The 13,862-nt window shown below is 42.5% G+C and carries 10 protein-coding genes and 2 tRNA genes; 3 read left to right on the top strand and 9 right to left on the bottom strand.

Going from position 1 to position 13,862, the window contains the following annotated elements; translation table 11 throughout:
* Complete coding sequence (locus LI126_RS00215; protein WP_020435948.1) at positions 1-696, top strand: 3'-5' exonuclease; 696 nt, start codon at positions 1-3, stop codon at positions 694-696.
* Here LI126_RS00215 and LI126_RS00210 read toward each other — a convergent pair.
* From LI126_RS00210 to LI126_RS00190, 5 genes are read right to left on the bottom strand one after another with little or no spacing between them, the layout of a single operon-like run.
* Complete coding sequence (locus tag LI126_RS00210; protein WP_227164601.1) at positions 693-920, bottom strand: acyl carrier protein; 228 nt, start codon at positions 918-920, stop codon at positions 693-695. The genes LI126_RS00215 and LI126_RS00210 overlap by 4 nt on opposite strands.
* Complete coding sequence (locus LI126_RS00205) at positions 892-2,175, bottom strand: alanine racemase (RefSeq protein ID WP_227164600.1); 1,284 nt, start codon at positions 2,173-2,175, stop codon at positions 892-894. The genes LI126_RS00210 and LI126_RS00205 overlap by 29 nt, the downstream gene beginning before the upstream one ends.
* Complete coding sequence (locus LI126_RS00200; RefSeq protein WP_227164599.1) at positions 2,172-3,770, bottom strand: amino acid adenylation domain-containing protein; 1,599 nt, start codon at positions 3,768-3,770, stop codon at positions 2,172-2,174. The genes LI126_RS00205 and LI126_RS00200 overlap by 4 nt, the downstream gene beginning before the upstream one ends.
* Positions 3,767-4,756, bottom strand: coding sequence for an SGNH/GDSL hydrolase family protein (locus LI126_RS00195; RefSeq protein ID WP_226866086.1), 990 nt, complete (start codon positions 4,754-4,756; stop codon positions 3,767-3,769). The genes LI126_RS00200 and LI126_RS00195 overlap by 4 nt, the downstream gene beginning before the upstream one ends.
* 10 nt (positions 4,757-4,766) lie before the next feature.
* Positions 4,767-6,353: an MBOAT family O-acyltransferase gene (locus LI126_RS00190; RefSeq protein WP_227164598.1), complete on the bottom strand. Its 1,587-nt coding sequence runs from the start codon at positions 6,351-6,353 to the stop codon at positions 4,767-4,769.
* Between the two features lie 251 nt (positions 6,354-6,604).
* Here LI126_RS00190 and LI126_RS00185 point away from each other — a divergent pair, with 251 nt between their 5' ends.
* Complete coding sequence (locus LI126_RS00185; RefSeq protein ID WP_015527747.1) at positions 6,605-7,141, top strand: ECF transporter S component; 537 nt, start codon at positions 6,605-6,607, stop codon at positions 7,139-7,141.
* A gap of 159 nt (positions 7,142-7,300) precedes the next feature.
* Here the strand turns inward: LI126_RS00185 and LI126_RS00180 are convergent.
* From LI126_RS00180 to LI126_RS00170, 3 genes are all read right to left on the bottom strand, one after another.
* Positions 7,301-7,372, bottom strand: a tRNA-Cys gene (locus LI126_RS00180).
* Positions 7,373-7,414: 42 nt separating this feature from the next.
* Positions 7,415-7,486: transfer RNA gene (locus LI126_RS00175), tRNA-Glu, on the bottom strand.
* Positions 7,487-7,601: 115 nt separating this feature from the next.
* Complete coding sequence (locus tag LI126_RS00170; protein WP_227164597.1) at positions 7,602-9,098, bottom strand: DUF6612 family protein; 1,497 nt, start codon at positions 9,096-9,098, stop codon at positions 7,602-7,604.
* Between the two features lie 355 nt (positions 9,099-9,453).
* Between LI126_RS00170 and LI126_RS00165 the strand changes: the two genes are divergently transcribed.
* Positions 9,454-10,116, top strand: coding sequence for a GDSL-type esterase/lipase family protein (locus LI126_RS00165; protein WP_227164596.1), 663 nt, complete (start codon positions 9,454-9,456; stop codon positions 10,114-10,116).
* 171 nt (positions 10,117-10,287) lie between these two features.
* Here the strand turns inward: LI126_RS00165 and baiCD are convergent, their stop codons facing one another.
* Entirely contained in the window at positions 10,288-13,752 is a 3,465-nt protein-coding gene (gene baiCD, locus LI126_RS00160) for a bile acid Fe-S flavoenzyme BaiCD (protein WP_055147243.1), read from the bottom strand.
* Positions 13,753-13,862 lie beyond the last annotated feature (110 nt).

Here is a 13,862-nt window from a genome sequence, read left to right as displayed (position 1 = left end):
ATGCTGAAATCATATATTGCATTTGACCTGGAGACAACCGGGCTAAGTCCTCAGGAACATGAAATTATAGAGATTGGTGCCCTCAAAGTCCGGGAAGGAAAGGTTGTTGACCGTTTTATGGAATTCGTCCATCCAGACAAACCGATCACACCGATGATCACCAACATCACACATATCACAAATGATATGGTTGCAGGAGCAAGATCCTGCCCGGAAGTCATCCACGATTTTCTCTCCTTTTGTGAAGATGACGTGCTGATCGGACACAACGTCATGTTTGACTATAGCTTTGTAAAATGCAGTGCAGTCAGAGAAGGTCTTACATTTGAAAAAATGGGGATCGATACTTTAAAAATTGCCCGCAAAGTACATAAAGACTTTGAGTCTAAAAGTCTCGGTGCGTTATGCGACTATTATCATATTGAGAATCCTGCTGCTCACCGCGCATACTATGATGCACTCGCAACCGCAAAGCTTTATCAGACACTAGCACACTATTTTGAGCCACAGGATCCGAAAGTGTTCCAGCCTCTTCAACTTCAATATAAAATTAAAAAAGTGCAGCCTGCCACACCAAAGCAGATTGCACTCTTAGAACGTCTGACGGAACAGAAAGAACTGATACCTGACTGGGATGCAGCTACGCTGACAAGAAGCGAAGCCTCCCGGATCATTGACAGGCTTTTGAAATCTTAATCTTCCTGAAGTCTCTGTACCATTGCCCAGATTGCCTTTGCTGAATTGAAGTTCACCGGCATCATCTCAGAGGCTTCAATGCTGATATCAAATGCATCCTCCAGCTCTGATACAAGTGTGATGATCGCGAAAGAATCAAGAAGCTGATCATCGATCAGAGCTGTCTCGTTCTCATAGTCAATACTATCATCAATCTCATTTAAAATCGCTAATAATTCTTCCATTTTTTCTTCCTCTTTTCCTATCATTTTGAATCTGTAACTGTTCTACCATGTTCAATTCATAAGTTTCCTGCTGTACTCTTGCCTGGATCCATCCTTCTTCCTCGCTGTAAAGCACAACCCCCGGAAGTTCATGGCTCAAGAACAATGCCATTCCTTCCATTGCTGAATACGCACCGGTTCTCTCGAATACAAGGATGGCGCCTTTTTCCAAACCTTTCAGGGTGATTTCATTGCAGAGAACATCATTCAGTGTACATAAGGATCCACAGACTTTCCAGGTCTTTTCTTCTGTATTCTTATTTTCGGAAACTTCCGCAACCTTCACTGAAACTTCCTTTGGAAGTACCTTCACATACGGTTCATACATTCCCTTGATTTGCCCGTCATAATTGAGCTGATGACAGCCCCCGTCAACAATGCAATAATGAATACCGTCACTCGTCTTGGTATCTTCCACTTTGGTCAAATAGTAGCCACACATCGCCGCCAGCGCGCGTCCCAGCTCTACTGTTACATGTCCCTTCCATTGCATGCCCTTCACAGCGTCCTGAAGTCCCTTTAATCCAGCTTCTTCAAAGGTCTCTGCCGTTTTATCGCGGAAATACGGAACTGCCGTTCCAGAGCCGTATTCCAGACATCTCACATCGATCTGCTCTTCTGCCGCTTTCTTTAAAAATTCATCCAGATATGCCAGTTCCTTCTGATGGCGCTTCAGATTCTTCTTTTGTGTTCCTGAGAAATAGTGAATTCCTTCTGCCTTGATTCCCGGAAGTTCCTTTGCCTTTTTCAGAATTTCTAATACCGTATCTTCGTCCATTCCAAACTGATTTCCACTCGTAAGCCGCGGGTATAACCGGAGCACACCATCCTCCGGATGTTCCTCGCTCCATTCTGCAAAATATTGGAAATGCAATGGAGATTCCACTGTATATGCACATTTATTTCCGCAATATGAAAGTATCTCCCGGATATCATCCCGTTTTTTCATAACACCTGAAATAAATAATTTTTCCAATGGTACCTGCAGTCTCCGGCAGATCCGGAATTCTCCCATGGAGCAGACTTCGATGCGGTCTGCCCACTGAGCCATATATCCTGTCAGAAATGGATTCGCCTTCATTGCATAACAAAGGCTGATCCCCGGACCAAAGCCTGCACGAATACGCTCTGTCTGTTCTTTTAAGATATCCAGATCAAACACGTAAAGCGGAGTTCCATATTTTTTTGCAGCATTAAACAGCATTTCTTTTTTCACAATATTTTCTCCTTTCTTATGCTGCTCCTCTCAACGCCCAATGTACAGCCTTTATTTTTTCCATAATTCTTAAAATAATTACGGTCTGTCTTGCCATTCTTGTTCAACGGCATCTCATCTACCTGAATCAATTTTGTCGGAACCATATAGACCGGAAGTTTTTCCTTCATCTGTTTTCTGACATCTGAGGCTGCTTTCTCTCCAAGATAAAATCCCATAATACGATTTTTCTCCATATCAAAGACACAGCAGCTCTTCTCCACTCCATCAAGTGCTGTCATAGAACGCTCAATTTCCTCCAGCTCAATCCGGTGTCCCATATGTTTGATCTGGAAATCTTTTCTTCCTGCAAATACGATATTTCCTTCTTCGTCATAACTTCCAAGATCTCCGGTTCGATACATTCTCTGTTCTGTTCCATCTACAGGATACAGCACAAACTTCTCCGCTGTCTGCTTAGGTTCTTTATAATAGCCATTTGCCAGAGATTCTCCTGCCGAGCAGATTTCCCCCTGTACACCAGGTTCTGTCACCTGTTTACCTTCCTCGTCTACAAGGATTACTCTTCTTCCCGGGAATGCCTTACCAGCCGGTATTTTCTCACTGTCCTCATACTGTCGCTCAATCGGGAAATAGGTACAGTTACAAGTAATCTCAGTTGGTCCATATAAATTTACAAATTTTGCATCCGGCAGCTTTTCCTGCCAGATACGCAGCTGTTTTGGCGGCATTGCTTCTCCGCTGAACATAACTCTTTTCACTAATCCCGGCACTCTGTAATTCAATCCTTTCAGCGCAGACACAAGTGTTAATGCCGAAACAGCCCAGGTCAGATTGGTCACTTTCTTATCGCAAAGATAATCCAGAAGTCTCGGCGGTGTCGAGAAGTATTCTTTCGGTATCAAAACAAGCTGTGCCCCTGTCATGATGCTGGAATAAATATCTTTTACAGACACGTCAAAATCAAATGGTGCCTGATTTCCAATCACATCTTCTGATGTAATCTCAAAGATTTCTGTAAAATGACGGATAAACCGGCTGGCTGCTCCATGACTTACCACAATCGCCTTCGGAGTTCCTGTAGACCCAGAAGTGAAAATTCCATACAAAGCATCTGTCTCTTTCCATTGTCCCTGGATCTGTTCAAGTTTACTGCGCTGTTCTTCTGACAAATCCGTTCCTGTTGTCGGTAGAAGTGTCTCCGGTCCGATCACTTTCTCTTCGAGTCCTATTCCGACTGCTGCCAGCTGCTCTTTTCCCTTCTCATCAGAAATGATCACTTCCGGCTCCAGCTTCTCCATAATCTTTCGCAGACGTTCCGCCGGGTTCATCGGATTCACCGGAACATAAAAACATCCTGCATAAACGATTCCAAGCATCACTGCCAGTGTTTCTGAACTTTTCTCTAAAAGAACCGGAATCGGATTTCCCGGTTGAACCTTTTTACTTAATTCTGCACCTATCACCTGAGCTTTCTTCACAAGTCCTTTCCAAGTCAGCTCCTGATTTACATCCGAAACAGCAACCCTGTCTTCATACTTTTCCGCTGTCTGCTCCAGGCTCCACAAAATATTCAACTCTTCTTTTGCTATCATTTTCCTACACCCGTTTCTTTTGCTACTTCTATTTTTCCTTTTATTCTTGCAAGGTTCTGCTTATACTGTTCGGCCAGCTGATTCCATGCTTCATACGTCGGATCGTTTCTATGATCTTCCAGTTCATAATTCTCTTCTAAATAATTTCCAAGATACGAAGTCACCTTCTCTGCCCCATAAACATTTAGATGATCGCCCTTATCCTGTGTATCTTCTGTCCAATTCAGCCCTAATTCTTCCACCTTCTTATTCAGATCCAGATATGTGATTCCTTTTCCATCCGCATATTTCTGTATCTCTGCATGCCGTTTATGATTCCAATTCTTTGGTGATGGCATACTTACAAGCAATAACTGCGCATTATTCTTTTCACACAGTTCTTCAATTTTCTCCAGATAAACCTTTACATACTCAGGCATTGTTTCACATTTTTTCTTTTTCTTCATATAATCCGGTTTTCCTTCATATGGATCAACCTCATCCCTGATCACAAACCCCTTGTAATTCGTATGCATTTCCGGCTCATCTACTACTGTCTTCCACAGATTATGATAACGGAAAACCGGCAGATAATACTGTCCTGCCTGCGTTAATATCTCCTGTGTACTTTTTACTGCTCCAATATCACGGAACAATGTATTTGTCTCAAGTATCACAATCTTTGGAGACTGTTTCTTAAATGCATGTTTCAGCATGTAATAAGTCTCTGGAATTCTCTGTGCTCCCTGTCCACAGTCATAAGTTGTAATCCCTTTATCGTCCCACAATCGCATTGTTGATACGGAATTATAGCTTTCGCTGTCACCGGCCACCAGCAGATCCAGTGTATCTTCCGGCTCAACTGTAAGAGCCGCAAACGGACGGTTTCTTCCGGTCACTTCTCCATTCAGCTGATGCACCACATAATATTCCATCCCGACAGAACTTGCCAACAGAAATACTGCCAGTATTACAATAAAGAGAACTCCTCTTTTTATCTTACTCATTCTTATCACCTCAGAAACCGGCGTAAATCAGATCTTGAATCTGATATCCATCCCCATACGCTGCGAAGATTAAAATACCTATAATCAAAGCATAATACAATCCCCAACGCACCGGTACAGCCAGTTCTCCCATTTTCTTCTGCACAGAGATTCCGTGCTCTTTCATAGAACCCACAATTCCGACGATCAGGCATCCCACTATCACTGCCAGATAATCCGCCCGCTCGAGCCCGAGTGTATACAGTGTCCCATCTGTTAATTGTCCTGCATCAAAACGCTTTATCATATTGCAGAACATATACCATCCGGCCTTCAATCCATTTGCACGGAAAAATAATTCTCCGACCACAATGATCACCCACGTCTTTGCGATCTGAATCATTCTCCAAACCCTCGTCTCTGGATTGATATGACATGTTTCCAAAATGCAGTCTCGAACCGGTTCTACAGCAATCCCAAGCATGATCAGAACAAAGTAATACATTCCATAAAAAATATAATTCCACTGCGCACCATGCCAGACTCCGTTCGCAACCCACACTGGGAACAGGGCGATTGCAGAAGTCACCAGTCTTGTAATATGTTTTCCGCAATGCTTTCTTCCATACTGGTTCCATTTCTTAACCAATCCGGATACCGATACCGGATAGAAAATATATGCCTTGAACCACGCGCCGAGTGTAATATGCCATCTGCGCCAGAATTCCGAAGGATTCTTCGCACAGAACGGCTGTCGGAAGTTTTCCGGAAGGCAGATACCAAACAACTTTCCACTTCCTATAATGATGTCCATACAGCCGGAGAATTCCATATAAAGCTGAATCACGTAACCAATCGCTGCTGCAAGAATCACTGCACCATGATAGTCTGCATAATGGTCAAATACCTGATTTACCATCAGTGCCATACGGTCAGCTATCACCATCTTTTTAAAGAGTCCCCAGAAGATTCTTACATAACCATCGACCACATTTCTATATTCCAATGATTTTCCTGTATACAATGTGTCTGCCACATCAGAATATCTTGCGATTGGTCCTTCCATGATCTGTGGGAAGAATCCAAGAAACAATGCGGTTCTCCAGATTTCTGTCTCTGCCTGTATGGTTCCCCAGTACACATCTGTCATATAACCAATAGCCTGCAATGTATAAAATGAAATTCCAATTGGCATTAATAGATTTTCCGGTCTCCATCCTTCCAGAACCGGATGTCCAAACAGATGACTTAAATTCACCGTAAAGAAATCAAAATATTTCAGATAGCCGAGAATTCCAAGTAAAATGAAGATGCCAAGTGCAAGAACTCTTCGTCCTTTTTTCTGATATTCCATCTTCACTGCTTTCTTTTGTTTCCGTTCCAGACCTTCTACAGCCTTCGCTTCCTGCATCCGGATCACAGTCAGCCAGATGCCGATACAATGGGTCAAAAGCGTTGTTCCTAAAAGATAAACCAGTAATTTTCCACTTAACAGATAAAAGAAAATCCAGCTGAATCCCAGCAGGACTCTTCCTCTCCATTTCTCCGGTGCAAGCTGATAGACGAACAGACAGACCGGAAGAAATAAGAAGATATATATGATCGAATGATATCCCATCTTTTGTAGTTCTCCTTCTTTTGTGAACTGTGTTCCCTGGCAACGTATCTATACAGGTACAAACGGTTCTGATTTAAATCTTTTTTATTATTTCATCAACATCTTAAAGCATACTCTCTACATTTCTTAAGATTTTATAAATTTATTTTTCGTTTAAAACTGGTATGGTTTATTTTTGTAAAAGTGGCTCTTTTTTATAGTCCACTTATGTTGTATAGTATGATAAATCTTAAAGGAAAGAGGTTTTTGTTATGAATTCTAAGTCAACAGTAACATTAAAGAAACTTGTCATGGCTGCACTGTTCGCAGCGCTTGCCTGTGTTGCTACGATGTCAATCAAGATTCCTACTCCCGGAACAAGCGGATATATTCACCCGGGTGATGCGATTGTTATCCTTGCTGGTGTTGTTCTCGGACCTGCATGGGGATTCCTCGCAGGCGGTATCGGATCTGCTATGGCAGACCTGCTCGGAGGATATTTTGTCTATGTTCCGATCACATTTGTGATCAAAGGACTGGTATCCCTTTGCTCCGCCCTTCTTTACCGTAAAGTAGGTAAGAATTCCAAGAGCCGTTACACAGCAGTCATCCTCGGCGGTGTTGCTGATATTATTCTCGTTGCCGGCGGTTACTGCCTGTGCGAGTACTTTATCTACGGAGCCGGCGCATTCGCAAGCGTTCCGGCGAACCTGGTCCAGGGAATCGGTGGACTGATCCTTTCTGCTGTACTTTATCCGATTTTGATTGCAATTCCGGATGTAAAACAGACAGCACTTGCGAATTCATAAGTTTTGTTTATTAACTGATAAGCCCTATAATATTGCACGCAAAATCCCCCATGGAAAGACAGAACCTTTACTTCTTCTCATGGGGGATTTTGTTGTATCTAATACTTATTTTCACATAAAGAAAAAAGTCCGAAAACAATCATTTCCAGACTTTCTAAGAGGCGCAGACCGGATTTGAACCGGTGAATCAGGGTGTTGCAGACCCACGCCTTACCGCTTGGCTACTGCGCCATATCTTAAATTTTATTACAGCCAGCAATGCTTTCTGTAAAATGACCCCGACGGGAATCGAACCCGTGTTACCGCCGTGAAAGGGCGATGTCTTAACCGCTTGACCACGGGGCCTCAACGATCACTTTCTCGCGTGACCGTTTTATATAATATCATATGTTTTTGTGAAATGCAAGTGTTTTTACAAATTTTCTTTTATTTTTTTCATCACAATTCAAGAATGTAACAGTTACTCACCATTTTTCACTTCGAACCTGCTGATTCCCATCATGCTTACTGTTCCATCCGTGCTGTTCGTATCGATCTCGCAACTATTATAAAAACTTCCGTCTTCATACCAGTTATATACATTTACAAGCTCGGATTCTGTATGTTGGGATGCTTCTCCATATGCTGCCTGAACGACATCAATTGCCGTTCCTAACTGGATTCCTCCCGGGAATATTACTGTCAAGTCTTCGTTTCTCAGTGAATACTGTTCCACATAGATTCCTCCGACCAGACAATCCTTCGCTTCTTTTACAGCATTCCCTGTATTGATCAGATCCACCATGATCGTATTCTTGGAAGCATCTTTAAACCAGGCATTCTGATAATCTCCTGCTTCAATCTCATACTCCTGCGGAAGGCTTTTTTCATCCAGCGTAAGTCCAGTGCTTTCCAGGTCTGCGATTGTACACGGAAGCGTCAGTCCTTTACCGTTAATCTGAACGGTATAAGAATTCCAGCTTGCTCCAAGTTCTTCACTTTGTGGTGCGGCACCTTCTATATCCGACTGGATTCCCTTAGTGGCTTCTGCTTCTGCCGCTGCTTCCTGATTCTCTTCTTCCAGCATTTCATCTGTATTATTCTCCGCTTCGTCCTCACCGTTATCCTTCGCAGATTCCTTTACAGCCTTTGGCACTTTAATCTTCTTTGTATCATTATAGGACACAAATGTCACTTCCAGTGTATAGGATGTCACCTGTGCATTCTCTTCTCCTGCTGCCTTCAAATAATCTGTCAGATCAAAGGTAATCTTTGCCGGAAGTATATTACTTCTATAAATATCAATCACACAGTCCACTTTTACGTTGTTCAATTTCTGCTGAAGCTCCTCGTTGTTTTCCTCATCCTCGGAAGCCTGTAGATTCCAGCCTGACAGATCAGAGGAATCTTCTCCGAGTAAAGCTTTCAGCGTATCTGCAAATGTCTCCTGGAACTGTGTTCCACTGATCGTTCCTGTCAGCTCAAAGCACTCTTCCTTATTCACGGTCGCAAGATCCTGTGAAACGCTGAATGCTCCGGACAGATTCTGAAGTCCATCGAACAATACCGTCTGCTGTGAAGATGTCTCTTTCTCCTCAACAGCGTTCTTCTCCCAGGCTTCATCCGTTCCACTGTAGATCACAGTCTTCCCGTCTTCTTCCACCTGATAAGATTCCATCTCCTGTGTCTCTTTCGTTCCGGCCATATTCGTCTTCTGCTGACCTTTTCTGTGTACTGCTGCCGGATCCCGTGTCATCTCGATATCCAGATTGCTCTCCTGGCTGATTGCACTGTTGCCATTACCCATCTGCAGTTTTACGATCTGATTCTCTTCTGCCGATTCTACCGATGTCATATTAACCTCAATATCGCGGAACAGATTCTCCGATGTCGCTGCTTTCTGACAGCCACTCAGACTTCCAACTGCCGCAAGAAATATAATTCCTGCTGTTAACTTCTTTATCCATTTACATTTCATAGTTTGTCTTTCACTTCCCAAGTCGTATATTCAAGAATGCCTCGACATTCTTGCTGCTATCTCTTATCGTAACCAGCTTTGCACTTCATTATACAAAATTATTTTCTCAAAAACAATGCTTACTTCCTGCCTGTGACATCTCATCGATGAACAATAATTACTGTTCACACACCACTATCCCGCGAGGTGTTTTGGCATGAATATGCCAATAACCCGAGCATTCCCCTATCGTCTTCTATTTCCTACTACTTTTATATGTTTATTGGGTTTTTCTATTGACTTTCTCGTTAAAATGCTTTATCATACTTTTCATACTTGTTTAATATGTTATTTTGTTTGAGTGAGGAATTTGCTTATGAACATCTTATGCTTTGGAGATTCGAATACTTACGGATACCGCCCGGATGGAACCGGACGCTTTGATGAAAAAACAAGATGGACCTGCCTGCTTCAGAAGAAATTCGGCAACGGACATCGCATTATCGAAGAAGGATTGTGCGGCCGCACAACTATTTTTTCGGACGCTTTTCGCGAAGGCCGCCGCGGATTAGACCAGATTGGAATCACAATAGAGACTCACAATCCTATAGATCTTCTGGTTCTCATGTTAGGAACAAATGACTGTAAAACGCGCTTTAACGCTTCTTCCAAAACGATTGCCAAAGGATTGATTCAGGTTATTGAAAAGGCGAAGAAATATAGTTCTCAGCCCTTTGAACTCTTGATCATCTCTCCGATCCATCTTGGCAATGGAGTCGGAGATGACGGCTTTGATCCTGAATTCGATTTTGCGTCTGAACAGGTTTCCAGACAGCTTGCACAGGAATATCGGAAAGTTGCCACTCATTATCACGCCGGTTTTCTGGACGCTTCAAAAATCGCTCTTCCAAGTGAAATTGACCGAGAACATCTGGATGAATCCGGTCATGCAGCACTTGCAGATGCTGTTTATAAAACAATTACTGAAAGTGGATTGCTTGAGAAAGGGATGGACTTTTCTTTCTGTCATATTGCATAATATTCTTCCCTAATGCTCTTACCAACTATGAGAAACACGCTCCGCGAGTTTCTCAAGTTATCACGGCAGTCGCCAAGGTCTCGTGCAAGCACGGACTTTGGCTCGTTGCCCGCGTAAATTAAAAGAGCTGTCATACGACAGCCCTTTCATCAGAAAAGATTATTATTGTGTTTATAAATCAAGTTTTTTCTTCAATTCTTCACGAATCTCATATGCGCTGAATCTCATTGGAATTTCGTAAGTCTCATCTTTACTGTGCTGTGGATCCCATACCTGTGCATAGAATGGGTTCTTTCTTGCAATCTTTGGATAAGCCCAACTCTTCTTCATACATTCTGGACACCAGTGTCCTCCCTGAAGAGCCGCATTTACAGATAAATCAAATTCATGTCCAAATGCACATTTCCATTTTACAGGAGTATAGATATCTTCGATTTCTCCGCCAAGATACTCGCCTCCTCTGAATTCTGCCGCTTTCTGCAGATCTTCAGCTGTCAGATTCTCAAGATCTTTGCTTTCATCATATCCGTGATCAAGGAATGTTTCTTCTTCGCTTGGACGATGAAGTTCGAATTTTGTTCCGATCAATTTGTGTTTTTCTTCCAAAGATCCGTAGAATGCCTGAATCCATTCAGTTTTATTATTTTCTTCTGCCCATCTTGGTCCCATTTCTTTTGAAGCTATCGCTTTATTTTTTTCCTTTAACTGCTCAATATTCGGAAGCATTGCCGCAACCATTGGGTTCTTGAAGAGACGTCTTGCTGTGTTTTCAACTTTTTCCCAATACTCTTTTCCGGAAATGCAGCGGAAGTGGAGATAATTTTCCAAAACATCTGCATCTGTATAGTACTGTCCATGGAAGTTAAATCTTGCCATCTGCTGTGGTTCATAAATATCTTCAAAATTATAACCCATTGGATTCAGATTAAGATTCATGAATTCCCATGTAGTCTTACGGAATTCTTTTCCACTACTTAAGTTATATGCTTTTCTCCAAAAGCTTTCATCTACCCAGTCTTCACATAAGTTTGCCATACAGATACCAGACTCAATCTGTGTGCTCCACTCCAATACATTGTTCGGTGGCTGATGGAACATGATTGGTTCCTGAGCTGCCGTCTCTGCACTTGGATGCTGACCAGTCTGGCGAATGGATACCCAGTATTTTAATCCGCAATCATACAATGCTGCCTCAGTAAATACTTTTGACAATGCATAGTAATCGTGAATAGACGGGTTCATCGGATCTCCAACTCTACCAAAATGTACCGGTTCCAGTCTGCTTCCTGTCATAGCAACTGTTCCGACATATGCCAAATGAACTTTATCCGGATCTGGCTGCTCTTTAATTGCTTTTATGATATTTAATGTTGATCCGATATTTGTATACAATGTCTCTTCCGGATATTTATCCGCTGCCGGAGATACCATTGCGCCAATATGTAATACATAATCACAACCATCTACGCATTTTTTGATTGTGTCGTAATCTGACATGTCTCCCCATACAACTTCAAGTGCAGGACACATATGTTTCTTTGCAAATACACGATTCTTATCGGATGGTCTGAGCAGCGCACGTACTTTGAATCTGTTTGGTCTTGCCAGCAACTGTTTCAGTGTCTGGCCTCCCATCATTCCGCTCGCACCTGTTATGAAAACAAGTTTTTTCGGTTTTGATACATCTCTGTGCACATCTTCACGGTCAAATGTAAGTGCTGCATCCATTGCTTCTCTGGTTGCATTAATTGCACGTCTTGCCATTGCTGCATCACCGATCTCAAAGTAGCCGATTCCGTTTTTATAACATGTCTCTGCAAGAGCACTTCCGTCACGTTTCTTAGCACCGATTGCAAGTACTGCCGTATCACATGGGAATTCAACTTTTTCTCCGTCTTTTTCGCCGATCACAACATTGTCACCGATTTCAGTTACTTTTATGGATGTAACCGGGATAATGCCGGATTTCTGGATTTCTTCACCCATACATATTTTTCTTGTTGTTCCCATATCAGAACAGATATCCGGAAGCATTTCGAGAACGCTTACTTTCGCTCCCTTTTCTGCCAGATATTCTGCTGTTTCCATGCCGACCATACCGCCACCGATCACAACAACATTTCCTGTAGCTTCTGCTTTACCGTCTAATACATCATGAGAATCTTTTACAAATGCCTTATCTACGCCCGGAATCGGAGGAATGATTGACTCTGCACCGATTGCGTTCATAACAGTATGAGGTTTGATTTCTTCAATCATTTCCGGTGTAACTTTTGTATTCATACGAATATCAACGCCCAGTCGTTCCGCCTTCTTAGCCATTGAGATTGCCGCCGCTTTCATTTCTTTCTTACGCGGTGCCTCACCTGCTGTTAAGAACTGACCACCAAGTGTGTCTGTCGCTTCGCAGAGAATCGGATCATGTCCTCTCTTCTTCAGGATAATTGCAGCTTCCAGTCCTGCAATACCTCCACCGGCTACAAGTACTGTCTCTGGTTTTTCTGTCAGATGGATCTCACATTCTTTTTCGCGTCCAAGAGCCGGGTTACGAAGACAGGTAATACATTCCATATCCATATTTTCAAATCCGTCATAACAGCCCTGATTGCATCCGATACAATAATCAATATCGTCTGTCTGCCCTGCTTCTGCCTTCTTACAGAAGTCAGGGTCTGCAAGCTGTGCACGTCCCATAACAACCATATCTACTTTGTCTTCTTCCAGAATCTTTTCTGCAAGTTCAGGTGTATTAATTCGTCCAACCCCAATTGTCAACATTCCTGTTTCCTCGCGGATTTTAGCTGCATTGTCAACATTAAATCCCTGTGGAAGATCTACAGGAGGAACTTCGAATTTCAATCCATTTGACAAAATATTTCCTCTGGAAACATCCAGAACGTCAACACCTGCTTCCTGTGCAAGTTTACAGAATTTGATTACTTCTTCGATTGTAAGTCCACCTTCAAGATAATCATCATGTGCATCGATTCTCATTAACAATGGCATACCCTCCGGCATATTAGCACGGATTGCACGAATACACTCTAATGGGAATTTTGCACGGTTTTCAAAAGATCCGCCATACTCATCTGTTCGTCTGTTAATTCCACCGGACAAGAAAGAGTGTGGCAGGTAGGTATGTGCACAATGGAATTCAATACAGTCATATCCTGCCTGAACTGCGCGGTTTGCAGCCTTTCCATAAGCATCTACTACAACCGGAATCAATTCTTTAGGCATTCCCGGAATTGTGATTTCTGCACTGATCGGCATATCACTTGGGATAATGATCTGCGCTGCACGGTCAGAAGAAACTGCCAGAGCTCCAAGCCACAACTGAACGCCGGCCTTACCACCTTCTGCATGGATTGCATCTGTTAATCTTTTCATACCCGGAATATACTCGTCTTCACTAAGGGATAAGAAACGTTTTGGTGCTGCTGGTGTGTAAACACTTGTAACTTCGACAATGTTTAATCCGCTTCCACCTTTTACACGAGCCACATGATAATCGATCAGTTTGTCTGTAACTTCACTTCCGTCACCTGAAAATTTCGTTCCCATAGCCGGAAGAATAATACGGTTCTTTAATTCCATATCTTTTATTTTTATAGGACTAAATAACTTCTCAAACACAAAAATCAGCCTCCTTTTTCTTATTTCATTTTCCAAGAATGCTCCATCATTCTTGCTACGAGTTTTGCGTTACCTATAGTTTACACTGTACAGATGAATGAACGTCAATG

The organism is Mediterraneibacter sp. 210702-DFI.5.30, assembly GCF_020560115.1.
Taxonomy (GTDB): domain Bacteria; phylum Bacillota; class Clostridia; order Lachnospirales; family Lachnospiraceae; genus Mediterraneibacter; species Mediterraneibacter faecis.
This window is presented reverse-complemented; position numbering and strand designations above follow the sequence as displayed.

Bases quoted from the DNA above. Each gene is read 5' to 3' on its own strand.
- LI126_RS00215 (WP_020435948.1), top strand. From the start codon at position 1: ATGCTGAAATCATATATTGCATTTGACCTGGAGACAACCGGGCTAAGT.
- LI126_RS00210 (WP_227164601.1), bottom strand. From the start codon at position 920: ATGGAAGAATTATTAGCGATTTTAAATGAGATTGATGATAGTATTGAC.
- LI126_RS00200 (WP_227164599.1), bottom strand. From the start codon at position 3,770: ATGATAGCAAAAGAAGAGTTGAATATTTTGTGGAGCCTGGAGCAGACA.
- LI126_RS00195 (WP_226866086.1), bottom strand. From the start codon at position 4,756: ATGAGTAAGATAAAAAGAGGAGTTCTCTTTATTGTAATACTGGCAGTA.
- LI126_RS00190 (WP_227164598.1), bottom strand. From the start codon at position 6,353: ATGGGATATCATTCGATCATATATATCTTCTTATTTCTTCCGGTCTGT.
- LI126_RS00185 (WP_015527747.1), top strand. From the start codon at position 6,605: ATGAATTCTAAGTCAACAGTAACATTAAAGAAACTTGTCATGGCTGCA.
- LI126_RS00170 (WP_227164597.1), bottom strand. From the start codon at position 9,098: ATGAAATGTAAATGGATAAAGAAGTTAACAGCAGGAATTATATTTCTT.
- LI126_RS00165 (WP_227164596.1), top strand. From the start codon at position 9,454: ATGAACATCTTATGCTTTGGAGATTCGAATACTTACGGATACCGCCCG.